This is a genomic window from Bacillus sp. J41TS8, from assembly GCF_018333035.1.
GTDB lineage: Bacteria > Bacillota > Bacilli > Bacillales > Bacillaceae > Bacillus > Bacillus paralicheniformis.
Genome location: NZ_BORF01000009.1, coordinates 111,438 through 134,599, shown reverse-complemented (window position 1 = coordinate 134,599; position 23,162 = coordinate 111,438). Strand labels below are relative to the sequence as shown.

Below are 23,162 nucleotides of genomic sequence, written 5' to 3'. Positions count from 1 at the left end.
ATCTAGCTTTGCAAAGCTTTCTTTTTTCTCATTTTCGAAATCAATAAAAGCGGAATCGGCACAATGCCGAATAAAACAGCCGCTTGATAGCCGATCATGTCGCCGAGAGAAAATACATCATCGATATTTTTTGGCGTCATTGCGAGCAAATACATCACCGGAAGCAGACCGAACATGATCGGTCTGCTCTTTTTTTTGAAAATTTGCGAGAGCCCCAGGGATGCAGCGTAAAATGAGACAGAAAAAGTCGCAAACAGCTGCATAATCCAGATGACAAGGAGCAGCGATTCAAAACGTTCAAATATTAAGCCGGGCATCTCAAAACTGCGGATCAGGTTAAGCGTCGGCCATGTCATCGCGGTCACCCCGTCAACCGACAGCCCCCCGATCACGAATACGACCGTTGTTAAGTAAAAGAGCATTGCGATGCCGATTCCCATGACAGCGACTTTGACACCATCTTTCGGCTTTTTCATAAACGCCAAAAGGAACACCATCACCTCTGCGCTGATGAACGAAAGCGTTGTCGCTTTTGTCCCCTTTATTGCCGGCATGATGCCTTTCCCAAGGACTGGCCGCAGATTATCCAGTTCAAATATGCCAAAGCTCATAAATACGACGGTTAAAAAGAAAAGGATTGTCACCGGAAAAATGATTTCAAATAAACGGGCAAGCGACCCCATTCCGTCTTTGATCGAATAAAATCCGACCCACATCATCGACATGACGATCGCCCAAATCGGTGTTTGCTGCAGCAAAAAAAAGATAATGACTTCCGCCATAATTCTTGCTTCAAAAGCCGCAATCGCTATAAAATGGTCAATGAAAAACAGGCTGATCACAATACTGAGCCACTTTCCAACAATGTCTTCCCCATATTGAAAAAATGTTTGGCCGGGATAATCCTGGCTTAATTTTGTCATCACCACTCCGGCTGCCGTTGTGACAAGTCCGCCTAATAGGACGGAAATCCATACATCCGGCGTCCCGGCTTCTTCTGCAGCGGTTCTCGGCAAGGAGAGAATCCCAGCCGCCATAATATAACTGACAAATACAACAATTGCCTGAGAAGTCGTAATTTGATCTTCGGAACGGATCATTGCGCGTTTCTCCGCCTTTCGTGATTAGAAGTACTTCTGTTACTGATCCCCAACGGTTCCGTATTCTTTAATCGCGATTTGAACATGAAATGTAATCGGTATATCGGTAAAGGTCTCATCCCAATTTTTCTTTAGTTTTTCCCAAAGCCTCGGATGCTTGATCCTCAGCTCGTTTCCGAATCCGGCAAGATCTGCTTTGTATTCGGTTTTCATTTTTTTTGTAATGTCCTCCATCGATTTTTTCACCGTTTTCGCGGTTGTTTTTTCGATTTTTTCCAAATAATTGTCATCAAAAGCTTTTTCATTCGTGTTCCAGTTTTCCGCAAGATACCCATCTGACTTTACGTTCACTTCAAAAGAAAGACGGTTTCCTTTAACGATGGGCTTGATGTCGGTTTTAATCGATTCGACGCCAAATGCGGTCACCTTCTTTTCTTTCGGATCATAACTTTTAACCATGCCTCCAATTCCCTCACCGGTGATCCACATTACCCCTACTAAGTCATGTTCATCCAAATAACCGATCAGCTTATTGGTTTTTCCGTTGATCGCGGCTGCTCCTGCATATTTGATTTCTCCATCGGTACCGATAACATTTTGAAGAAGATAGCTCGTTCCTGATCTCATTTTGCCTGTTAGTTTGGCAAGCGTCACAGGAGGAAGTATTTTTCTCGCTTTATATTCATTTTCGGCGATTTTGCGCAGACGAAACGCCGGCATTTCGCCGGTTTCCTTCAGCTCAAGCGTGTCTCTCGCCCGCCCTCTTGTGACCAGCACCATACTGCTCGGCCTGATTTCATTATCGCGGAGAGGCTGATCAAGCAGTTCTGCCAGCGAATAGGTGCGGAGAAGCTCAGCGGCGATGACAATCACCTTTAAATGAGGACTGAATACAGGTCTGTCCTGTCTCAATGCTATTTCGGTGTTAATTTGCTGAAGCGAGTCTCCCGTTTCGTAAACGTTAATATACGTTTTTTGATCAGTGCTTCCTCCGGTCGATTTTGAACCGGCTGCTTGTTCGTTCACGTATTGATAGACCATCGTAATCCGGTCTTTTTTCGGGTAATCGCCTCCCATTTCGTCAAATTTTTTTTCGAGTTCGGTTTCTTTGCCTTTGTCAATCCCCATCGCAAATGTGAGACCAAGCTCTTCAATTTCGTGGCTGCTCCAGCATCCGGTTAATAAAAACAAAAGGAAAGCAATCGTTAAGTAGCGAATGGTGTTAATTTTTTTCAAACTTTCTCCTCCTTACTTTCGATATGACCAGAAGCATGAGCGGGATGAGGCCGACTAAATAGATGGCGCTGTTGCCGATTAGATCTCCCAGTTGAAAAAGTTGATTAATATTTTTAGGCATCATCGCAATGAGATAAATGACCGGAAGCAAGCTAAATAATATCGGTTCCTTCCTTTTCTGCAAGAGTTGCGACAGACCTAAAGCAGCAGCAAAATAGCTGATCGTAAAACTGGAGAACATTTGCATGATCCAGATCACTAGCAGCAAGGACTCAAACCGTTCAAAAATCAGACCCGGCATCTCAAAACTACGCATCAAATCAATCGTCGGCCATGTCCGTGACGACACTCCATCGATTGACAGTGCACCGATGACCATAATGACGGTGATCATATAAAAGACAACCGGAAAAGAAATTCCCATCAAAGTTGCTTTTAAAGCTTGCTCGGGCTTTCTCATAAAAGGAACGATGATCAGTATGATTTCTATGCCTGTATAAGCAAAAGACGTTGTCTTGACTCCTTGCAGCACCGGCACGATCCCTTTCCCGAGAACCGGCCGCAAATTGTCGGTATCGAATATGCTGGCGCTCATAAATATGACGATAAGAAAAATGAGAACTGTAATCGGAAAAATGATTTCATAAAGTCGGGCAATCGGATTCATACCGCCGGTTATTAAATAGATTCCGCTCCATAAAAAAACCATCGCCAATGCCCAAAGCGGCGTTTCTTCCAGTAAGTAAAATCCTATAACCTCTGTAACAGAGCGGACTTGGAAACCCGATGTTGCGAGAAAATAACAAATCAAAAGCAGGGTGAAAAGTCTTCCCGGCCACTTGCCAATGAGATCCCGGCTATATTGATATAACGTTTTGTCTGGGGACTCCATGCTCAATTTCACCATGATGAAACCGGCTAATATGGCAACGAGCCCTCCGAATGCAACAGACAACCAGACATCCGGCGCTTTAACCGCTTCCACAGATGTCCGCGGCAGTGTCAAGATGCCTGTTCCCAGCAGAAAATTCGTGATGATGATGACGGTTTGTGAAACGGTAATTTTGTCTTGCTGACTCACCATCATGAAGAAATCCCCCTTTCCTTTTTCAATCATCAGCCTCTGTCAGTTCCCTGTTTCCTCCTTCTTATTTTTGAAATCACCAGCAGAACGAGCGGGGTCAAGCCGCCTAAATAAACGCCGCTGTTTCCAATAAAGTCTCCGAATGCAAACATGTTGTTGATATTTTTCGGGATCATGGCCATGAGATAAATCACCGGAAGCAAGGCAAACAGCATCGGCCGAATATTTGTTTTAAAGAGATGGGCCAGGCCTAATGCCGCACCATAAAAAGAAATGACAAAGGTGGAGAACAGCTGCATGATCCAGATGACCAACAGCAGCGACTCAAACCGTTCAAATATCAGACCGGGGATTTCAAAGCTTCTCATCAAATCAATCGTCGGCCAGGTCCGTGAAACCACCCCGTCTATAGACAGGGCGCCGATTACCATAACGACTGTGACCATATAGAAAAGCAGAGGGATAGCAATCCCGATCGTAACCGTATGAATGGCCTTGCGAGGCTGATTCATGAAGGGCATCAGGACCAAAATGATTTCAATACCTGAAAAAGACAATGCGGTCACCTTTATTCCTTTTAAGACAGGCCCTATTCCCTTGCCAAGTACAGGACGCAAGTTGTCCACATCAAAAATTCCGATACTCATAAACACGACCAGCAGAAAAAGAATGAATGTAATGGGGAGCACGATTTGGAACAACCTGGCGATCGAACTTAAACCGCCAACGATCAAGTATAATCCGACCCATAAAAAAACCATGACAATGGCCCAGCGGGGGGTTCCTTCCAGTAAAAAAAAGCGGATGATTTCAAGCATCGAGCGGACTTGAAAACCGGAATGGGCCAATAGATAAGATGCGAATAACAAGCTGATCAGGCTGCCTATCCATTTGCCGATGATGTCCTGACTGAATTCATAAAAGGTTTTATCAGGATATTGATGGTTGAGCTTTACCATGATGACCGCGGCCAAGAGTGCGACCAAGCCGCCTAATACAAGCGTGATCCAAACATCAGGTGTCCCCACCTCCTCAACAGACGTTCGCGGGAGCGTCAGGATCCCTGTCCCAAGCAGGAAATTGGTGATGATAACAGCTGTTTGCGAAGTGGTAATGCGCTCTTCGTGCCTGACCATCATAAGCGTCTCCCTCCTTTCTCTGCTACTGACGTGTCGAATCGTCTGTTTTTAGCATCTTCGGCCGCTTTTTCATCATCTGTATCGGCATGCGAACGATGAAATCTTTCCAATCGCGCAAACGATAAGGGACAGCCGGGCTTGCGTATGGAACACCAAAGCTTTTCAGCTTCACCGCGTGGCTGGCAAGCATGAGGAAAAACATAATCACCCCGTACAAGCCGAACGTGGCTGCACAAAACATCGCCACAAATCTCAGCATGCGCAGCGAAATACCGGCGCTGTATTGCGGAATGGCGAATGAAGAAATCGCGGTAACGGCAACAACGATGACCATAATCGGGCTGACAATGCCTGCCTGCACGGCAGCCTCCCCGATGATGATACCGCCGACGATTCCCATCGCCGGACCGATTGGTTTTGGCAGCCGAAGGCCGGCTTCGCGCAAAATTTCGATCGCCACTTCCATAATGAGCGCTTCGATCAGCGATGGAAAAGGTACGCCCACCCTCGTTCCGGTAATGGAAATCGCAAGTTCACTCGGAATCAGCCCGGGATGAAACGAAATAAAGGAAATATATAAAGCGGGTCCAAGAAGCGAGATCATGGCTGCGCCGATTCGCATGATGCGGATCAATGAACTCGGGAGCCAGCGTTCATAATAATCCTCGGGCGATTGCAGGAGCATGCTGAATGTAACCGGAACGATTAAAACAAAAGGCGTCCCGTCCAATAAAATGGCCACTCTGCCCTCCATTAACGCACTCATCACCCTGTCAAGACGTTCAGTGCTTTGCACCTGCGGAAATGGACTGAGATAATTGTCTTCGATCAGCTGCTCGACGAAACCTGATTCGAGCGCATCATCGATATCTATCTTTTCGATTCTTTTTTTGACTTCTTCCACCATTCCTGGTTCAGCCACGTCTTTGATATAGGCGACGACAAGATTTTTGACGGCTCGCTTCCCAACTTGAAATTGAACCATAGACAAATTTCGGTTTTTGCCGTGCTGCCTCAAAAGGGCTGTATTTGTGCCAATCGTTTCCGTAAAACCGATGCGCGCCCCTCTGACCAAGGATTCAGATACGGGCTCTTCAATGTTCCTTGTATTTTTTTTAACGGTACCCAGCAATAAAACTTCCGCTGAACCGTCGATCAGCAGTATAGCCGTACCCATCAACACTTCCGGCACCGCTTCGCTGACATGCTTTGCCACTGATACTCCGCTGATTGATAAAATCTGTTTTTTGATTAAGTCCGTTATATTGCTGTTTAATGAAGAAAGCTCAATGTTATATTCTTTAGAAAAATCATCCATAAGGGATTTCATAATATGTTTGTCAATCAGATCTTGATCTGCAAGCATTTCAACAAAAACAATCGCCGCCCGGGTGCCGGTGCGCCCTAAGTCGAATTCTCGGAAATGAACGTCTGAGTTATTCTCCAAGGCTGTTTTGACCGCTTGCAGGTCGTGATCAAAATCGCCGGTCAAATACCCCGTTGATTCCAAAGACGGCACTTCATTTTTAGGTTTTTCCGGCTTGTTGGACGACTGTATCAATCTGCGCGTTTTTGCTTTCCACCATCTCATATCAATCATCCCCTGCCGTGCGAAGCCACAGAAATACTTTTGATATGGCAAACGGGACGAAAAAGACAAAAAAAGCCTGCATCAGGACCATCCAGTCCGGAAAATAGGAAACAATGGTTTTCCACATGTTGATCACCCTTTTTTATTGCTGTAGTAAGTCCATCATTTTTATCCTATTATTACCTTGGGTGCCATCTATAATGGGTGGTAATTTAAACCACGTCAAACAAAAAAGAACCATCTGTGTTAAAAAACACAAATGGTTCTGTCCATTTATTCTTTTTCTAAAAACGACCGTTTGCGTATGGCCAGCTCTGAAAATTCCTGATCCAATTCATGATATCTCGGGTCTTGGGGTGTGAGTCCGGCCAATTCTCCAAGAACGGCGGTCATCCGATTTTCGATGCGAAGCCGCTCCTCTTCATCACGTTTTGCATGTCGCTGTTTCTTTCTGTTCCGATAATCTTTCAATCCGGTTTCGACGCGGATGATGCGCCCATTTTCAAATACGAGAAGTTTGTTACACAATTGATCTGTAAAATACAGGTCATGCGACACAATGATGATCGTGCCTTGAAACTCAAGCAATGTCTGCTCAAGCTGCTCTCTGCTTGGCAAATCAAGGTGGTTGGTCGGTTCATCCAGAATCAGCAGATCATAATCCTTTAAAATCATGCCTGCCAGTTTGATCCGGGTCCGCTCCCCGAGACTGAACGTCCCGATTTCATCATGAAAGCGGTTTTCTTTGATTCCCATATTGGCCAAAATGGTCCGCGCATTTGCGATTTCGGCTCTGTCAGACAAATTCAGTACTTCAGCCACTGTTTGATCAACCCTTAAATCACTGACATCCTGGCTTAAATATGCGGCCTTTACAGATCGGCTCTTCCATAGCGTTCCGGCTGTTGCAGGTTCAGCATCCAACATCATCTTCACAAGGGTCGTTTTGCCGCAGCCATTGTCTCCGATAAGCGCTATTCTCTCGCCATGTTTGACGTAAAAATGGCTGTCTTTGAATAAAGTGCGTCCGTCAAACGCTTTTGTCAGGTCTTTTGCTTCAATAATCCGTTTGCCCCTTTTTTCTCCTGATGAAAATTGAAAATTGACTGACGCAGCTTCCTGTGGCTTTTCCGCTTTGTTTTTTTCCAATTCCTGTTCAAGGCGTTTAAGTTTTGATTTGACTTGATTATCGAGCTTTTTGGCTTTTACCCGGTGGTATTCTTTAAAACCCAGCTGCCTTCGTTCTGACTGTGATCCCTGTTTTGTTGAGTCACGGTGGGCTTTCTGCGACCAATTTTGAAGAGTTGCAATCTGTGACTCGATTCTTTCTTTTTGCTTCTGCTGGACTTCGTATTGGTGCAGACGTTCTTCATATAATCGTTTTTTCTCCTGCCGGTATGCACTATAGTTTCCTTGATAAGTGTGCAACTTCCCATCTTCCAGCTCAAGTATTTTGGAGACGGATTGATCCAAGAAATAACGGTCATGAGAAATAATCAATACAGCCCCTCGATATTGTTGCAGTTCTTCAAGGAGCCAGCTGATTCCTTTTAAATCCAAGTGATTGGTCGGCTCATCTAAGATGAGGAGGTCAGGCATCGTTTTCCAGACGTGCGCCAGTGCAAGCTTTAGTTTTTCTCCCCCGCTCAAATGACTGAGCCGTTCGGAATTCCAGCTTTGGACCTTTGATAAGCCAAGACGGCTGGTCAACTGATATAATTTCCCGCCCTCATCGCCTGTTAATATGCTGTTGAAATCATGAACGGAGTACTCAATCGACTGGAGCAGATAGCCGATTTTAAGCGTCCGGTCTGTTTGAACAGTGCCTTTGTCGGCTTCTATATGACCGCTCAATATATTTGCGAGCGTTGTTTTCCCCGCTCCATTGTATCCGACCAGCCCAATCCGCTCTTGATTGGAAATGTCAAAATCGATGTTTTTTAAAATTGTTTGCTCTCCAAAGCTTTTTTGCAAACCTCTTATTTTCATTAAGATCGTCATACCGTTCACCTCTGTTTTATTTTGGCTGACAACAAAAAACCTCTCGCGGAAACCCGGAGAGGATATCATGCCAAAATATGCATCGTGAAAGCGGTATGAACCGATCCCAATTCTTTGCACGACAAAAAACATGCAAATTTAGAAATTGATGCAAGGTATAAAAGGGCATACTCATCCTATTCTCCAAGTTTCCGTTTTTTCATATTTAAAAAAACGATGGAAAATAAGATTACTGCTTCATGTCCCCTATACCTATTCCTTTCACTGTATTTACCGATTAGTATATAAACGAAGGTAAACTTTGTCAACAGTTATTCAGCCCTTTTTTCAGCCGATCCCGAAAACTGTTGCCTTTCACCTTAGTTGAGAATTTTATTTCGAAGTCTAAAATTTAAAATTTAATGCAAAAGTGTGAAAATTGTCCGATATTAATCTCGTAACCTATAAAAAGGAGTTTTGGCGAATGAAAAAAATATTGGACTGGTTCAAGCATCCCTCTCTTTCTAAAAGATTAGCGGTCTCATTTTTATTGATTTTAACGCTCCCAGTTTTAATCCTTTCAGGTGTTTCCTATTATACGGCGGGAAGTTCGATTGAAGAGGAAATCATGAGAAGCGCAAAAAACAGCGTGGATCAATTAAACGAAACGATCGATCAAAACATCGAAAAAAAAGCGGATGCTGTTACATATTTCAGTGAAGTGATCAAAGAAAAAGTATACAAGGAAAAAGGCCAGGCTTCGTTAAGACAAAAGTTTGAACAATACGCCAGACAAAATAAAGATGTAGAAGCCGTGTTCACAGGCTCTGTAGACGGTATCTACGTGCAGCATCCTTATACGAAAATGCCTGACGGCTATAATCCCGCGGAAAGGCCATGGTTCCAAGAAGCAGTTGAGAAAAAAGGCGAAATCATCGTCACTGATCCATACACATCTGCCGCCACCGGCAACACGGTCATTACCATCGCCAAACAAAATAAAGACGGGTCGGGCGTCGCGGCGCTCAGCTTGAATATCGACGAGCTGATTAAAGCGACAAACGATATCAAAGTCGGAAAAGACGGCTTTGCTTTTATCTCAAGTGCCTCCAAAAAATATATCGCCCACCCGACGATCAAAGCCGGAACTGAAGGTGAAGGCGGCTGGGTTGATCAAGTTTACGGCAAAGAAAAAGGCGAGTACAAGTATACTTTTGAAGGAGAAGCCAAGCAAATGGCGTTTGCAACAAACAAACTGACAGGCTGGAAAATCGCCGGGACGATGTTTTCCGATGAGATAACAAACGCAACAAAGCCCGTCCTTTATATGGCTCTCATCGTCTTTTCAGGGGCTTTGGTGCTTGGCGGAATTCTCATTTTCTTTATTGTCCGCGCGATTAGCAAACCATTGAATCAGCTCGTTCTAACTGCAAAGAACATCAGCAGCGGTGACTTGACGCAGCAAATTAAAGTCCGTTCAAATGACGAATTCGGGCAGCTCGGCACAAGCTTCAATGATATGGCGGAATCGCTCCGCACACTGATCGGCACCATTCAGGAATCGGTTGAGAATGTCGCCTCATCATCAGAGCAGCTGACAGCAAGCGCGGAGCAGACGAGCCAAGCGACAGAACATATTACTTCTGCGATCGAACAGTTCTCGAACGGGGCCGAAAGCCAGAATGAAAAAGTCGAAACCAGCTCGCAGCAGCTCAGCCAAATGAATGATCATCTGAGCGAAATGACCGAAGTGTCGGAATCGATTACTGAATCATCGATCAAATCGACAGAAATCGCCGAAACCGGCGGAGAACTCGTTCAGAAAACAGTCGGCCAGATGAACTCCATCGATCGATCTGTCAAACAAGCTGAGAGCGTCGTCAAAGGTCTCGAAGGCAAATCGAAAGATATCACATCAATTCTCAGGGTCATTAACGGAATTGCCGATCAAACGAATCTATTGGCATTGAACGCCGCAATTGAAGCGGCCCGCGCCGGCGAGTCGGGCAGAGGCTTTTCAGTCGTCGCCGAAGAAGTTCGAAAGCTTGCTGCCCAATCAGCGGAATCGGCAAAAGAAATCGAAGCTCTGATTCAGGAAATCGTCAAAGAAATCGAACATTCTCTCAACATGTTTCAATCGGTCAACCATGAAGTCCAATCCGGACTCAAAATTACCGAGAAAACAGAAACGAGCTTTCACGAAATCAGCGGCATGACGAATGAGATCGCCGGCAAGCTGCAAACGCTCAATGCAGCGGTCGAACAATTGTCGAAAGGCTCTGAGGAAGTCTCCGGTGCCGTTCAGGAAATCGCCGATGTTTCAAGGGAAAGCACAGCTGGAATACAAGATATTGCAGCATCAGCGGAAGAACAGCTGGCTTCAATGGAAGAAATCAGTACGTCTTCTGCCACACTTGAACAAATGGCGGAAGATCTGCGAGATTTAACGAAAAAATTCAAGGTGAAATAAAAAAAGAGGCTTCCTTCTGGTAGAGGGGGCCTCTCTTTTATGTATCAGCTGATCTTCGTTCCATTGGGCGCTTCTTGATCAGGCGCCAGCAAAATAACGTCGCCTTTTTCCGGCACGCCGCCAAGAACGAGAACTTCCGATTTAAACCCGGCAATCCGCCGCGGCGGAAAATTGACGACTGCCGTCACCTGCCGGCCTATAAGCTTTTCAGGTGTGTAACGCTTTGTGATTTGAGCGCTCGAACGTTTGACACCAATCTCTTCTCCGAAATCGATCTCAAGCTTAATGGCCGGCACTTTCGCTTCAGGAAACTCTTCTGCTTTTAAAATTGTCCCAATCCGAATATCCAGCTTTAAAAAATCTTCGATTGTTGCCATGAATTCAGCTCCTTTGGCCGCTTCCTAGAGGGTGATATTGACATGACTAGAATATCATGTATTTTGATTCGTTGAAACCCTGCACTTCCAGAAGCGAATGGGAAACAGGCCTCTTTTGCCGCCGTTTTAGGACAGCCAACTTTACGGGAACCCCCTTTCATTCATAGATTAAGAGGAAGAATAAACTATAAGAGATGAGGTGGAACTAGGATGTTCGGTTCCTATATGGTTCAAATGGTAAGGTCCAACGCCCATAAGCTGGACCGGCCGCTGAGAGAAAGCGTACTGAAACTCTATAAACCTTTTAAATGGACGCCTTGCTTTTTACACAGATTTTTCGAAAAAATATTAATGAAGAACAAAAAAATACCGGTCATTATTGAATTTGAAAAAGACAGCCACCATAAAGGCTATCAATTAGTCAATGAAATGATCGGCAGCAAAAGAAGAAACAAAATCAAGCATCGCTTTTCTAACATTAGCTGCTGCAGCGCGGAAGTCACCCCTTCTTCTTTGCAATCGCTTCTATCTCAATGCGGTGACATTCGTAAAATTTATTTAAATCGCAAAGTGAAAGCGCTCCTCGACGTAGCGGTTGAATCAAGCCGTGCCAAAGAGGTGATCAGAAACAACCAGATGCTGACAGGCAAAGGTGTCACAATCGCTGTCATTGATACGGGCATATACCCTCACAAAGATCTTGAAGGCAGGATCAGGGCTTTTCAAGACTTTGTCAACCAAAGGACAGAACCGTATGATGACAATGGCCATGGCACACACTGCGCCGGCGATGCTTGCGGAAATGGAGCGGCCTCATCGGGTCAGTACCGGGGGCCTGCTCCTGAAGCGGAACTTGTCGGTGTAAAAGTATTGGACAAAATGGGATCCGGCACGCTGGAAACTGTCATTCAAGGGATCGATTGGTGCATTCAATTCAATGAGGAAAACCCTGATGATCCGATCGACATTCTTTCAATGTCATTGGGGGCAGATGCGTTACGCTACGAGAATGAGGAAGAAGATCCGGTCGTTAAAGCTGTTCATGCAGCATGGGACGCAGGCATTGTGGTATGTGCGGCAGCAGGAAATTCCGGTCCTGATGCGCAAACGATTGCCAGCCCTGGCGTCAGCAGCAAGATTATTACAGTCGGAGCTTTGGATGACCGGGATACAGTCAGCCGGGAAGATGATGATGTTGCCTCTTATTCAAGCAGAGGGCCGACGATCTACGGTCAAGTTAAACCGGACTTGCTGGGACCGGGCACAAATATTACATCGCTTCGTTCACCTGGATCTTTCCTCGATAAGATGCAAAAAGCAAACAGAGTCGGCACAGATTATATGATATTATCGGGAACCTCGATGGCCACGCCGATCTGCGCAGGCATTGCAGCCCTTATTCTTCAGCAAGCCCCGGGGACAGGACCTGATGAAATCAAACAACTGTTAATAGACGGAACCGATTTATGGAAAGATCGCGATCCAAATGTTTACGGTGCGGGATACATCAATGGAGAACAATCGGTTCCGCAAGATTAAAGACCGTTCGCCCGTTTTGGCATAAAGCGGGCGAATCTTACATAAAACATTTAAACCGCAAACCTTCTTTTTTCAAGTATGAGCGGTATCATCAAATACATGGCATACGCGAAGACCATCCAAACCGCAAATCCAATCACCTGGCCCTTTGAAAGCGCCGGAAAGATCAACGAATGATGCCATAAAGAAAAAGTGTCAAGACATAAACCGACTGCCGACCCTACAATGCCAAGCTTAACCGCCGCAAACCTCGATTTGTCAACTCGCCGGTAAGCGAGGATCACGGCATATAGCAGGGCAAAAGTTCCGGCTTCAAGAAGCAAAAAGCGGAGCATAAAAGCATCTTGGCCGGGTTCGGCAAGAACCGCACTGCCGAACAGCATAAAAAACACAGTGGCACCAACCCAGACAACGAACGAAAAAACAAGAGCCAAACCGAGTTTTTCAGTCAACATCTCCATCTCCCTTTACTCCCCTCCATGCTGTTTTACAGCGGTTTCCGTCAGCATCTGCAGCACCGCATCTAATTCCCCGTAGACTTTTTCAGAGGGAAATCCCGGAGACATCAGCGACTGAAGCGCAAGACCGTCGATTAGTGCGTTTAAAAGAATGCCCCACGTGCTGAAAGAAACCCCGTCAACAGGAGAACGCTTCCACATCTCGGAAAGCTGTTCTGCCAACACCGCATTTTCCTCTTCGAGAAGTTCTCCAAGCTGTTCGTTTATCTTTTCATTTCGAAAACCTAAAACGGCCAATTCTAAAAAAAGCTGATGGTAATACGCATCTTTCCGTGTTCTTGATTTCGCCGATGACAATCCGTCTTTTATCCTTTCGGCAGCGGGTTTTTCATTTGCTTTCAACCTTTCCCACGACGCGCGGCAAAGGTCGCGGACCACTTCAAAGACAAGCTGCTCTTTTGTCCGGAAATGATAGTAAACCGTTCCCTGTGTCACCTTTGCTTCTTCAGCAACCGCCTTTAACGTCAATTTGTCCAGACCATGTCCGGCAATGCGGCGCTTAGCCGCCTCAATTAACGTTTCTTTTGATGTCACATTCGGCCTTGCCATTCACTTCACCTCTTAGTTATCCGAATAACTAACTTGTTAGTTCAACTATAATCTGGAAGGGTTTTCTTGTCAATCGGTTTTATCTTCTCTTTCAAGTTAACATAATATTATTATTGTTTCTTATCCGTTTCTGTCATAAGTGTCAGCCCTTGAAGAAATTTCAAAATAGCTCCCTGTTCTGCTGTAGAAAACGAATCGAGAAACCGCTGAAACTGTTCCGCTTTTTGCTGATGAAGCTTTTCATGAAGCTCAAACACTTGTTTTCCGCTGGGCGTCAGCCTGAAGTATATCTCTTTTTTGTTGTCCGTCAATTGAAACCGTTTAATAAGGCCTTCCTTTAGCAGCTTTGAACTGATTTTCGTAATATTTGCTTTTGATAAATTCATTTTTTTGGCGATGCCTGTGTTGTTAATCGGTTCATCATGACCGATACAGCTGATGACATGGATCGTCGTCATATTCCCCGGGAGCCGTTTAACATCAGATTCTGCCGCCTGCTTTAAAAATGCCTTGAGATCAGTATCCGCTTTTTGTTCGTTCAGGTGCAGGAGTTTAACATACATATCATAGATCAGCTGTTTTGTCAGTTCAGACATAGTCAATCGACAGTCCCTTCTTTTTATTTTTCGGTTAACAAAATATTTTAATTGCATGTTCTGGGATTTGTCAATGTTATGATAAGATAAAATCTGATAACGAATGTGTTTTGTTTATCATGAAACAACATCAAAAAGGAGAATCGCTGATGAATATTGAAGGAATAGAGATGGAAGTTCGCTGCACAGGCGATGTATGTTCAGATGCCCTTGAATTTTTGAGACGCCATAACCACGAAAAAACAGCTGAACATTCGATAAGGGTGAAAAAAGCGGCGGAAGATTTGGCAAATTGTTTTCATGTTCCTGCACAAAAAGCGGGAATAGCCGGAATTTTGCATGACATTAGCGGTGTCATCCCTAACGCAAAAAGGATTGCAGCTGCTGAGGCGCTCGGTATTGATATTCTGCCCGAAGAACGGATCTTTCCGATGATTATCCATCAAAAACTGTCGAAAGTGATGGCGCGGGATCTGTTTCAGGTGGCGGATCAAGATATTTTAGATGCAATAGAATGCCACACAACGCTGAAAGAAAATCCCTCGCAGCTCGACCTTGTCCTGTTTTCAGCTGACAAAATCGAATGGGATCAGACGGGGACTCCGCCTTACATCAAGGAGCTTCATGAAGCGCTTGAAATTTCTCTGGAGCACGGGGCGTTTGTTTATATTCAGTATTTGTGGAAACAAAAAGATAAACTGAAAGTTGTCCATCCCTGGCTAAAAGACGCCTATCATCACCTAAAAGCAATAATCGAAGCATGCCCCCAGGCAAAATGAACTGCGGCTTAGGGTGGGTGACCGCCTTAAGCCGCCATCTTGCCTGACAACACCGTTAGTTGACGCCTTTTGAAGGGTCCCACGATTTCTGCTGTTTTCGGATAGTGACGATTTGTCCCAAATGGTAAGCATTATGAAGAATGAGAAGGGACAAAATCTCCGCCCAGGTGGAATGCGGATCATGCTGGGCCGGCTCGTTCAGCATCTCCTCTTCGCATGCTGAAAGCGCATCGATCCATTCGTCATAGATCGTATTCAGTTCCTTCCGGCTTTCTTCCCAGCCCAGTCCGCTTTTGTTTACAAACGTATCATCGATCGTATAATCAAAAGCCGGAACGGGAATTCCTTTAAACCGCTTTAAATAGCGCTCGTTGTAAAAAATCAAATGGTTGGCAATTTCTAAAATCGAATTTTCCGAACCTTCCCCTTTTTGCCTTGCCTGGCTTTCCGTGAGATCAGCGGAAGCCGTTTGAAAACAAACAAACCAAGTCGTTTCGTTAAAGCATGCTTTAAACTGTTCAAGCAAAATGTTTTTTAGCATAAATACCCTCCAGTTCGATTCGATTTTTGCCTAGCTTTCAGTTGCTATTTTCGCCCTATTGATGGCAGAATCCTTTTTTTCAATATGATATTGAATGTCGAGAAACCGTATGCCGAACAGCCACATGCGGTGATGGGCGTAGAGCCTCCTTCGTCCCTGCTCTTTGATGATAAAACGTTCGGCAAGCGGCAGTTTAAACGTACCTGTTCCGGTCGAAAGGAAAATCCCTTCATCCCCCCGGTCAGATCGTTTGTCACTGCTCGTCAAAATCAGGCAACCGTCCTCTGCTTTCGGCTTTAAAATGCCTGTCATATTGGAAAACGGCAATGGCAGCGCAATATTCATATATGTGATGTGATCATGGGTATGAGCAGAATAAAGCGCCACGAACACAGTCTCGCCTTCCTCGTTCGTTCTGACCCAGGCGCGCACATTCTTCCTGCCGTCTTTGGCTGAATCAACACCGATTATCTCGCCCTCCATCGTTTGCCGCCCGGTCTTTGTCCCCAAATGAATTTGCCCTGTCATTTTTGAAATCAGCTGGTACATGAACGCAAGCGGCTTAAACCATGGACGCCAGGCGATCTCTGCTGTTAACGAATAATCGGCAGTATGCTCATAGAAATCGAGAATAAGAGGAGAAACCGTCTCAAGCTGAAATCCGTTTCTCTGAAATACGCTCATATCATCGGCAAGACCTTGGTAAGACGAATCGCTTTGTAATCGGTGCCGGTGTAAAAAATCGGCTCCGATTCTCCATGACCCGTAAATGTTGCTCATCATTTCGCCTTGCCTCCTTTCACAGTCCGGCTCAGGAGATTCAAGACGCCAGCCGGTCAGGGCTGGAATAATGACGCCAAAAGCGTTGACAAGCCCGTGAATCCAAATCATTTCCTGAATTGTAAAAGTTGGCCGGCCGCGATAAACGCCGTAAGAGTAAATAAGTGAAAAGGCAATGGTGATCATCAATGTAAAAGACGAAAAGATAACAAAGCGGCGAGCCGCGCTGTTTTTGAAGGCCGCGATCGAGACGAGAAAGCCGCTGCCGTATAGGGCCGCCAAATACAGCGCAACGGCGAAGACATCAATGGTTTTCGAAAACGATATGCCGACCGCAATGAAAAGCGGAGACAGCATGATGAGCCATGTCACCGCCGCATAGAGAAGGCCTTTCTTTTTCAGCTTCCTTCCGAGCATTCCATTAAAAATCGGAATGAGAAAGGCGGAATAATGAAAATGCACCGCTGTCAGCAGCACGATCAGCGGGCTGAAATCCATGACCTGGAGATTCAGCGTATAAGCAAAAAGCCACCCCCCTCCGAAAGGAAGGTAAAGCAGGCCGCTGTCAATCGATGCCTCTTCAAGGCCCTTTCCTCCTCTTTCCCAGAGACGAAGAATGCCATATAAGGCGATCATCCCCGTATAGCATAGCCAAACCGCTGAAAAAAGCGGGGAATGGATCAACAGGGATAACGAAGCTGCACAAGCCGCATAAGGAAAGCACGCGCTGATCAGCCGAAACATTCCGTTTTCATGCTGAATGAGATCGAGTGCGGCCGGTACAAAAAACAGCACAGCTAATAAAAGCAGCGCCTCTGCTGGCGGGATGTCCGGCGCTTTGCCGGCGAAAAAAGCCGCGTAGCAAAGAACGCTTACAAAAAAGCGGCGGGCTTTCATGCCGTCTCCTCCTCCCTGTTAAACGTTCCTCTGTAGACAAACAGCGTTCCGAACAGCGGGTTTTTCACATGAACATCAATCGTAAAACAGCCTTTTTCTTCGTCATACGATTCATTCACCCTGGAAATACCGTATAAACTCTTTGGAAGGGGCAGCTTTTTACTGAATAAAGGCAGCCATTGTCTGACAGAAGTAATCGACAATGATCCGTCAGCTTCCGCCTTAAACCGCAGGCTTGAAATTAAGATTGGCGGATGTCCGAAATAGTCGATGATTTCCCCTCGGCTTTCATCATAGATCATGACAGCATCAAAATACCTTTGTTTATCACGAAAAAAGAAAGTCCTGTTCCAAACGGCTGCCGGTGTATCATTTTTCGTCAGCCGAATGTGATTTTCAATCGTGAACGGAATGTTCCTCCCTCTTTCGGGAAAAAAACAGCGGAAGACCGTTCCCGCTCTAAACAACAGCCTGATCCAGTACGTACCGCCGGATATTTCCGTCATCACTCCTTTTCCTCTGAACGCGTTTTCTTGAGTGAGGTGATACCGTTCCTTGAGTTTTGGGTGAAGAAGGTAAAAATCCTCGATCACCCGTTCGTACATCGAAACCAAATCAACGCCTCTTTCTGATCGTATTACCCGCGTTTGGAATGCCGCAAGCGCTCACATAGCCGACAACGGACAAGATGATAAGCGCTGCATTCAGCACGACCGGGTTAAAAGGTTGGACAAAAGATGCGATATCAGCCATTCCCGCCGATGCCGAAAGCAGCACAAGCAGGGCGATATGCAGAAGGAACCACTTCCTTTTCCGGCCTGGATAAAGCCATAACAGACCGACCATCACCTCGGCCAAACCGATAAGCTTCAGGAGCATTTCGGGATGAAAGCGGCCGTCCGTGAAAGCCGAAAGCATGCTGATTTCCTCAGGATGAGCCATGATGAGCTTTGGAACAAGCCCTTGGTAAATCCAGACGAAAGAAAACAGCAGACAAACGAGCCAATAGATCAATGTTTTTTGAAAAAGCAGCCTTGGATGAAGTCCTTTTTCAAGCCAAATCTTCAGTGCAGCAAAGCTCCAGGCCGTCGCCCAGCCGATGAGCGGCCTGAATGCCATATCTGCAAGCCGGCCCAGCCTCCCGTAACGGGTGTCATAATCGTATTGTGTCATAAACGTGATCCCGGTTTCGCTCTCGCTGTATTTCCAGTATCCTCTGCCTTCGCGAATGACAGAAAGCGGGTGGTTTGTAGCGAACTTGAGTGACGAGACTCTGTCTCCCGTGTCTTGATATACGTTTCCGACAGACTCTCCTGTACCGGAAATTTTCAAGCCGAAGCCGATTCTTGTTTCGTATAAAAACCTTTGCGGTTCACCCGGTCTGCGCTTTAAATAGGTAATGTCCGTAAATCGCAAGTCCCATTGCCGATGGAGGGCAGGATCTTGGGTATAGCGCCATAGCCGCTCCATATCTGTCTGGATAGATATTTCTACGTAAATCGGAGTTTTTTTCATTGCGCACGCCCTTTTGTGAATATATTCACAATAACAGCATAACATGGAACACATCATGTGTGAACCAATTTTTGCATATCCAGTCTCTCTTTGCCGACATAAAAAAATCCTCGGCTGTTAGGCCAAGGCAATTAGTGGCTGGTTAAGCCTTCTCATACCTATGACTCAAAAAATGGAAGAGCCATACGACAATCATACTAAATTTTCGAAAAAATGTAAACAATTAAGGGAAAATTTCCTTGTTTATTCGGTCTGATAGACAGCAATGCCTTTTAGGAAGGCACGGATTGTCAGATCAAAACTTTCTTCCACATCATAAGGAAGTCCGAACGCATCGTGTTGCCTGAGTGTTGCAAATCCATGCATGATGCTTCTCAAGCCTCTGACCGCATGGATCGCGAAGTCATCGTCTAAATGATAGTCTTTCAGAACGGAAAGCACCAATTCGATGATTCTGTCTCCTGCTTCGTCGAGCCGTTCATCTTCCTCAGGCATTGCAATAAAAGTGGCTTCATAAAGCCCCGGCCTGTTTTTGGAAAAAGCGACATAGGCGTGAGCCATTCTGCTGACAGCCTGATCCTCTTCGGCTCCCTGGACAGCAGAAGCCATGTTTTCATAAAGTATCGTCAAGCCGTAAAGTGCAAGTTCTTTCCGTAAGTCGTTCAATCCTTTTATATGATTGTACAGAGACGGAGATTTGACATTCAGCCTTTTGGAAAGAGAAGCAAGCGTCACTTCATGAATGCCTTCCTCATCAGCCAGAAATGCGGCAGCTTCCAATACTGCATCTTTATTCAAACCGATTCGCGGAGACACGATTTCTTCATCCTTTCCTGTTCAATTTGATATATGCTTCGTTTACCGCTTTTTTCATCGCTTGAGCCGGATTATGGACAAGATCGCCGTGGCCGGCGGCAAGCGCCTTCGGTTTTAAATCTAACAGCTTTTGCGCGCTTTCTAAAGCAATTTCTTTGTCCCACGTGGCCAAAGCCGGAAAAGGGAATGAGAGTTTTAAATGCCCCGATACCGTCATGCCGCTTCGCGTATGGTACGCGTCACCGGCTATGAGAAGGCCGCTTCTTTCATCAAAAAACGAGATGCTGCCAGGCGTATGCCCGGGTGATGAAACGGTCAGCAATGAACCGATCCTGTCTCCTTCCTTTAAAAGGATATCAGGATTTGTTTTGATGTTTTTCGGAACGCCTCCTTTGATTGTTCCGCGCTCCCCTTCCAACATCTCTGTATCACCTTTTAACAGACGTGCATCCCGTTCAGATATGTACACCTTCACACCGGGAAGGCTGTGGCACAGCTCGTCAAGCGAACCGACATGGTCGCTGTGGGCATGAGTCAGCAAAATCCGTTTAATCGGCTTGCGGAGATGATCCGCAGCCTTTAAAATCCCTGTTTTGCTAATCGGAATCCCTGTATCAATTAATGTGAGGCCGTCTTCTTCATCCGCTAAATAACAGTTGACAGGAAATATGCGCGGAAAAAAAGTCAGCTGGTAGACCGATTCAAATCGGGTAATCTTCATTGCTTTCACCTCTTCGATCAAAATAAAAAACTAATACCGCTAGTTTTCATTTTAAAACTAATGGTATTAGTTTTGCAAGCATTATTTTTTTCGATCGACAGCAACATAGATGGTAACTTGGGCGTTTTCGGGATTCTCTGCTTGTTCATCATAAACTTCAAAATCGCCGGTATAAGTACGGAGATTTTTTTCATCCCATGTCCAAATCTCCTGCCAAGTCTCAAACACTACCTCCGCGATCTTCCCCCGTCTTGAAACAAAAACGGCATATTCGGATGCAGGGAGCGAAATGAGATTGGCCGCTTTTTCTTGCTGATCAACGAACGTTCCGATTGAAAATGTATATGTCCCGTGTTCGTCCGTCTCATAATCTGAATAAAGGGCGATCGTGTCTCTCCTCATGTCCCGGCGTTCAGTATGCAGAAATTTTTCAAGGTATAAACTCCACATGGAAGGAATTTTACCTTTTTCAGATGCTTCATCGCGGTTGCTTGTCACGGTCGATATCCCGCTGAATAACTTTGCCTTCTGTTTTTCGAAATGAGAAAAGCTCATCTTCTCTGCCCGCCTTTTCGATTGCGTATCCGCCGCCCACCGTTTTAAATAAGGGAGCGTCCGCTCCAAGAGCGCTCGCGCTTCGGCCTCGGTTTTTCCCTCTTCTTTGATATAAGGAACACAGATTTCGATCATATCTTTCAATGTCGCATCCGGATGTGTATATGCTCCGTTTTCATAGCAGTACACACAGTAGTCGCGATTCTTCCCCCCGTCTTTTTCTGTGCCGTAAAGTTCGCTTGTCATCGGCATGCCGCAGCTTTGGCAAACATGATGTTCCATGTTTCATTCCTCCTTTTTCTTCATCATACAAAAAGAAACCTGACAGCATCGTGTCAGGTTTCGTATAAATGTACAATTTGATTAGCCAAGTTTTTTATTTTTTGACGGATGCGGGGAGGTGCGAGAACTTCGATATGTGTTCCAAATTGGAGCAGAAATCCGTACAGCCATTGATCTTCCGGATAAGAAACGGTTGCCACGCATTGTCCGTTTTCATAAGTGAGCGCTTCTGAGCCAAACCATTCTCTCGCCAAAGACTCTCCCGACGGCTTAATGAGAAGGGTCAACTCGGTCATATTGTCCGGTTTGTACCATGATGTTTCCCAAGGAAGCGAAGACAGATCAACTTCCTTTCTTTCAAACTTTTCTTCAAGCATCCGCACGTCTTTCATACGCAACAGTTTAAAGAAGCGAAACGCCTGTCTCTTCAGGCAGAACGCATATAAATACCAGTGCCTTCCCTTTAGGACGAGGGTATGCGGCTCCGCTTTCCTTGTTCCGGTTTGCCCCTCTCTGTTCACATATGTAAAAGAAACCACCCGCGTGCTGTCTGCCGCCTCATCTAACAAGCGGATCTTTTCTTTGATGACAGGACTTTCTCCCCAGGAAGAGATGTCAACAAACCATTTTTCCGTTTTCTTGCGGAATTCCGGCATTTCTTCTTCGGAAACGAGAAACCGGATTTTTTCAAGGGCAGAACCGTGATGGAGCACTTCATACGTCGAAGAAACGCTTTCCAAAGCCGTCGTAATGGCAGCCAGTTCGTCTGCAGAAAGCAGTTTATTTTCGAGCCGGAACCGCTCCATGATGCTGATCCCGCCTCCCGCTCCCTGTGAGGTGACAATCGGAATGCCCGCCTGGTTGATCGCCTCGATATCCCGGTAAATCGTTCTGACAGAGACCTCGAACATGCCGGCAAGCTCCTTTGCCTGTACCTGGCGTTTATTAATCAATAAAATCACGATGGCCAATAGCCGGTCAATTTTCACCGCAGATCCCTCACATTCATCTTATGCTGCCTAATTTCATTCTAATGCACACACCATTTTGGAATATCATGACAAAAAAGGGGATCTGATCACCCAATTATTTAGAAAATCACTTTTCCTGTTACGATTTATACAGTTTGGACATATACTCCTTAAAAAAAGGAGGTTTTAAAAACATCATATTTTATTTTTTACAGTTTTTCGCAATTGTGTCCATCGTCTATATCAAGTTCAAACGCTCAGTCGGCTATCAGCCTTTAAAGCCGGCACGCATGCTGTTCCGGATCATCCTCTTTTCGGGAATTTTCGTTTTTCTGCTGACGATGAGCGCACTTCACCCTTTATCATACTTTTATGATCTGATTGGGATCGCGCTCGGGCTCATCTTGACCGCCTATGCGCTGAAGCATGTGTCAATCGAAAATCGGGACGGCATCCTTTATTTCAGAACGCATTTATGGATTGAATTGATCGTACTTTTGTTATTTTTATACCGGTTTCTTTACCGGATCGCCGAGATCGGACAGCTCCAGTCTGCGGTTTCAAACGGGGGTTCAGCAGCGTACGGCGCCCTTTTTGCGCAGGACCCGGCGACGATGATCGGTTTTTTTGTACTGGCCGTTTATTATGTCGGTTTCTCTTTTTTTGTTTTAAAAAAAGGGAGAACTGAAGAAAAACGCTCAGCGTAAAAGGCAAACTCGGGATGTGGAGTTTGCCTTTTCATAAGCTTTAGTCATGCTGTGTATGATCGATCATCTGCTGAAGTACATCGAGGACATGCTGGTCTTCCGGAGAATAAAAAATGGAAGTTCCTGCCCTTCTTGATTTGACGAGACGAAGGTTTTTTAAAAACCTGAGCTGATGAGAAACGGTTGACTGCAGCAAACTCAGCTTCTCCGCTATTTCATTGACCGAATGTTCGCCTTGTGAGAGCAGGTGAAGAATTTTGATTCTCGTAGGGTCTGAGAGCGCTTTAAACGTCTGTGAAACGAGAAATAAAGTTTCTTCATCTAACTCGGCCTGCACCTGTTTTTCTGTTGTTTCCTGATTGTGCTCACTCATGCTTTTCACCTTTTCCGTGCAACTTTTACCTTCATATCATATACCA

Annotated in this window: 24 protein-coding genes and 1 pseudogene; 5 read left to right on the top strand and 20 right to left on the bottom strand. The window is 45.5% G+C overall.

The features are described from left to right. Positions 1–2 precede the first annotated feature (2 nt). From KI350_RS13855 to abc-f, 7 genes are all read right to left on the bottom strand, one after another. Positions 3–1,100: a spore germination protein gene (locus KI350_RS13855; protein WP_020451735.1), complete on the bottom strand. Its 1,098-nt coding sequence runs from the start codon at positions 1,098–1,100 to the stop codon at positions 3–5. A 39-nt stretch (positions 1,101–1,139) separates the two neighbouring features. Continuing rightward, positions 1,140–2,336, bottom strand: a complete 1,197-nt coding sequence (locus KI350_RS13850) for a Ger(x)C family spore germination protein (RefSeq protein ID WP_145651853.1) — start codon at positions 2,334–2,336, stop codon at positions 1,140–1,142. Beyond that, on the bottom strand, positions 2,323–3,423 hold the full coding sequence (locus KI350_RS13845) for a spore germination protein (protein ID WP_020451737.1): 1,101 nt from the start codon (positions 3,421–3,423) through the stop codon (positions 2,323–2,325). The genes KI350_RS13850 and KI350_RS13845 overlap by 14 nt, the downstream gene beginning before the upstream one ends. A gap of 29 nt (positions 3,424–3,452) precedes the next feature. Beyond that, a complete protein-coding gene (locus KI350_RS13840) occupies positions 3,453–4,559 on the bottom strand; it encodes a spore germination protein (RefSeq protein ID WP_020451738.1) in 1,107 nt (368 codons plus the stop codon). A 22-nt stretch (positions 4,560–4,581) separates the two neighbouring features. Further along, complete coding sequence (locus KI350_RS13835) at positions 4,582–6,150, bottom strand: spore germination protein (protein WP_020451739.1); 1,569 nt, start codon at positions 6,148–6,150, stop codon at positions 4,582–4,584. A gap of 1 nt (position 6,151) precedes the next feature. Next, positions 6,152–6,277 (bottom strand): hypothetical protein, encoded by a 126-nt coding sequence (locus KI350_RS23240; protein WP_023855724.1) that lies wholly within the window; start codon positions 6,275–6,277, stop codon positions 6,152–6,154. Between the two features lie 146 nt (positions 6,278–6,423). Beyond that, entirely contained in the window at positions 6,424–8,151 is a 1,728-nt protein-coding gene (abc-f, locus tag KI350_RS13830) for a ribosomal protection-like ABC-F family protein (protein ID WP_020451740.1), read from the bottom strand. 463 nt (positions 8,152–8,614) lie between these two features. On the opposite strand from abc-f, the pseudogene KI350_RS23410 reads away from it, so the two are divergent. Together KI350_RS23410 and KI350_RS23405 are read left to right on the top strand one after the other, a co-directional pair. Continuing rightward, positions 8,615–9,655: pseudogene (locus KI350_RS23410) on the top strand (cache domain-containing protein); the annotation flags it as partial. Next, a complete protein-coding gene (locus tag KI350_RS23405; protein ID WP_374706255.1) occupies positions 9,650–10,600 on the top strand; it encodes a methyl-accepting chemotaxis protein in 951 nt (316 codons plus the stop codon). The pseudogene KI350_RS23410 and the gene KI350_RS23405, both read left to right, overlap by 6 nt. A gap of 44 nt (positions 10,601–10,644) precedes the next feature. On the opposite strand, the gene csaA is transcribed toward KI350_RS23405, so the two are convergent. Further along, positions 10,645–10,977 carry a chaperone CsaA gene (csaA, locus tag KI350_RS13820; protein ID WP_023855721.1) on the bottom strand — a complete coding sequence of 111 codons (333 nt, stop codon included), beginning with the start codon at positions 10,975–10,977 and terminating at the stop codon, positions 10,645–10,647. A gap of 210 nt (positions 10,978–11,187) precedes the next feature. On the opposite strand from csaA, the gene aprX reads away from it, so the two are divergent. After that, on the top strand, positions 11,188–12,516 hold the full coding sequence (gene aprX, locus KI350_RS13815) for a serine protease AprX (protein WP_025811331.1): 1,329 nt from the start codon (positions 11,188–11,190) through the stop codon (positions 12,514–12,516). Positions 12,517–12,566: 50 nt separating this feature from the next. Here aprX and KI350_RS13810 read toward each other — a convergent pair whose 3' ends face one another. From KI350_RS13810 to KI350_RS13800, 3 genes are all read right to left on the bottom strand, one after another. Then, positions 12,567–12,977, bottom strand: coding sequence for a DUF5367 family protein (locus tag KI350_RS13810; RefSeq protein WP_033155099.1), 411 nt, complete (start codon positions 12,975–12,977; stop codon positions 12,567–12,569). A 6-nt stretch (positions 12,978–12,983) separates the two neighbouring features. Then, positions 12,984–13,583, bottom strand: a complete 600-nt coding sequence (locus tag KI350_RS13805; protein ID WP_025811329.1) for a TetR/AcrR family transcriptional regulator — start codon at positions 13,581–13,583, stop codon at positions 12,984–12,986. A gap of 110 nt (positions 13,584–13,693) precedes the next feature. Next, complete coding sequence (locus KI350_RS13800; RefSeq protein WP_025811328.1) at positions 13,694–14,179, bottom strand: MarR family transcriptional regulator; 486 nt, start codon at positions 14,177–14,179, stop codon at positions 13,694–13,696. Between the two features lie 149 nt (positions 14,180–14,328). On the opposite strand from KI350_RS13800, the gene yqeK reads away from it, so the two are divergent. Then, complete coding sequence (yqeK, locus tag KI350_RS13795; RefSeq protein ID WP_025811327.1) at positions 14,329–14,958, top strand: bis(5'-nucleosyl)-tetraphosphatase (symmetrical) YqeK; 630 nt, start codon at positions 14,329–14,331, stop codon at positions 14,956–14,958. Positions 14,959–15,013: 55 nt separating this feature from the next. Here the strand turns inward: yqeK and KI350_RS13790 are convergent, their stop codons facing one another. From KI350_RS13790 to KI350_RS13755, 8 genes are all read right to left on the bottom strand, one after another. Continuing rightward, on the bottom strand, positions 15,014–15,499 hold the full coding sequence (locus tag KI350_RS13790; protein WP_025811326.1) for a DinB family protein: 486 nt from the start codon (positions 15,497–15,499) through the stop codon (positions 15,014–15,016). Between the two features lie 30 nt (positions 15,500–15,529). Then, positions 15,530–17,176 carry a YndJ family protein gene (locus KI350_RS13785; protein ID WP_059230562.1) on the bottom strand — a complete coding sequence of 549 codons (1,647 nt, stop codon included), beginning with the start codon at positions 17,174–17,176 and terminating at the stop codon, positions 15,530–15,532. Then, complete coding sequence (locus tag KI350_RS13780) at positions 17,173–17,790, bottom strand: DUF4166 domain-containing protein (RefSeq protein ID WP_059230564.1); 618 nt, start codon at positions 17,788–17,790, stop codon at positions 17,173–17,175. Before KI350_RS13780 ends, KI350_RS13785 begins: the two co-directional genes overlap by 4 nt. Position 17,791: 1 nt before the next feature. Continuing rightward, a complete protein-coding gene (locus KI350_RS13775) occupies positions 17,792–18,691 on the bottom strand; it encodes a DoxX-like family protein (RefSeq protein ID WP_059230565.1) in 900 nt (299 codons plus the stop codon). Positions 18,692–18,934: 243 nt separating this feature from the next. Further along, entirely contained in the window at positions 18,935–19,507 is a 573-nt protein-coding gene (locus KI350_RS13770; protein WP_059230567.1) for a TetR/AcrR family transcriptional regulator, read from the bottom strand. A gap of 7 nt (positions 19,508–19,514) precedes the next feature. Continuing rightward, a complete protein-coding gene (locus tag KI350_RS13765; protein WP_059230569.1) occupies positions 19,515–20,228 on the bottom strand; it encodes an MBL fold metallo-hydrolase in 714 nt (237 codons plus the stop codon). Between the two features lie 81 nt (positions 20,229–20,309). Then, positions 20,310–21,065: a zinc ribbon domain-containing protein gene (locus KI350_RS13760; RefSeq protein ID WP_081303529.1), complete on the bottom strand. Its 756-nt coding sequence runs from the start codon at positions 21,063–21,065 to the stop codon at positions 20,310–20,312. A gap of 53 nt (positions 21,066–21,118) precedes the next feature. Continuing rightward, positions 21,119–22,054: a helix-turn-helix transcriptional regulator gene (locus KI350_RS13755; protein WP_059230571.1), complete on the bottom strand. Its 936-nt coding sequence runs from the start codon at positions 22,052–22,054 to the stop codon at positions 21,119–21,121. 137 nt (positions 22,055–22,191) lie between these two features. Here KI350_RS13755 and KI350_RS13750 point away from each other — a divergent pair, with 137 nt between their 5' ends. After that, a complete protein-coding gene (locus KI350_RS13750) occupies positions 22,192–22,743 on the top strand; it encodes a CcdC protein domain-containing protein (protein ID WP_481966651.1) in 552 nt (183 codons plus the stop codon). Positions 22,744–22,783: 40 nt separating this feature from the next. Here the strand turns inward: KI350_RS13750 and czrA are convergent, their stop codons facing one another. After that, positions 22,784–23,116, bottom strand: a complete 333-nt coding sequence (czrA, locus tag KI350_RS13745) for a Zn(II)-responsive metalloregulatory transcriptional repressor CzrA (protein WP_059230573.1) — start codon at positions 23,114–23,116, stop codon at positions 22,784–22,786. Positions 23,117–23,162: the final 46 nt, after the last annotated feature.

Coding starts and splice junctions, on each gene's coding strand:
- KI350_RS13790 (WP_025811326.1), bottom strand. CDS start 15,499: ATGCTAAAAAACATTTTGCTTGAACAGTTTAAAGCATGCTTTAACGAA.
- KI350_RS13760 (WP_081303529.1), bottom strand. CDS start 21,065: ATGGAACATCATGTTTGCCAAAGCTGCGGCATGCCGATGACAAGCGAA.
- KI350_RS13845 (WP_020451737.1), bottom strand. CDS start 3,423: ATGATGGTGAGTCAGCAAGACAAAATTACCGTTTCACAAACCGTCATC.
- czrA (WP_059230573.1), bottom strand. CDS start 23,116: ATGAGTGAGCACAATCAGGAAACAACAGAAAAACAGGTGCAGGCCGAG.
- csaA (WP_023855721.1), bottom strand. CDS start 10,977: ATGGCAACAATCGAAGATTTTTTAAAGCTGGATATTCGGATTGGGACA.
- KI350_RS23240 (WP_023855724.1), bottom strand. CDS start 6,277: ATGTGGAAAACCATTGTTTCCTATTTTCCGGACTGGATGGTCCTGATG.
- KI350_RS13805 (WP_025811329.1), bottom strand. CDS start 13,583: ATGGCAAGGCCGAATGTGACATCAAAAGAAACGTTAATTGAGGCGGCT.
- yqeK (WP_025811327.1), top strand. CDS start 14,329: ATGAATATTGAAGGAATAGAGATGGAAGTTCGCTGCACAGGCGATGTA.
- KI350_RS13840 (WP_020451738.1), bottom strand. CDS start 4,559: ATGATGGTCAGGCACGAAGAGCGCATTACCACTTCGCAAACAGCTGTT.
- KI350_RS13835 (WP_020451739.1), bottom strand. CDS start 6,150: ATGAGATGGTGGAAAGCAAAAACGCGCAGATTGATACAGTCGTCCAAC.
- abc-f (WP_020451740.1), bottom strand. CDS start 8,151: ATGACGATCTTAATGAAAATAAGAGGTTTGCAAAAAAGCTTTGGAGAG.
- KI350_RS13855 (WP_020451735.1), bottom strand. CDS start 1,100: ATGATCCGTTCCGAAGATCAAATTACGACTTCTCAGGCAATTGTTGTA.
- KI350_RS13775 (WP_059230565.1), bottom strand. CDS start 18,691: ATGAAAAAAACTCCGATTTACGTAGAAATATCTATCCAGACAGATATG.
- KI350_RS13785 (WP_059230562.1), bottom strand. CDS start 17,176: ATGAAAGCCCGCCGCTTTTTTGTAAGCGTTCTTTGCTACGCGGCTTTT.
- aprX (WP_025811331.1), top strand. CDS start 11,188: ATGTTCGGTTCCTATATGGTTCAAATGGTAAGGTCCAACGCCCATAAG.
- KI350_RS23405 (WP_374706255.1), top strand. CDS start 9,650: ATGGCGGAATCGCTCCGCACACTGATCGGCACCATTCAGGAATCGGTT.
- KI350_RS13765 (WP_059230569.1), bottom strand. CDS start 20,228: ATGAAGATTACCCGATTTGAATCGGTCTACCAGCTGACTTTTTTTCCG.
- KI350_RS13810 (WP_033155099.1), bottom strand. CDS start 12,977: ATGGAGATGTTGACTGAAAAACTCGGTTTGGCTCTTGTTTTTTCGTTC.
- KI350_RS13800 (WP_025811328.1), bottom strand. CDS start 14,179: ATGTCTGAACTGACAAAACAGCTGATCTATGATATGTATGTTAAACTC.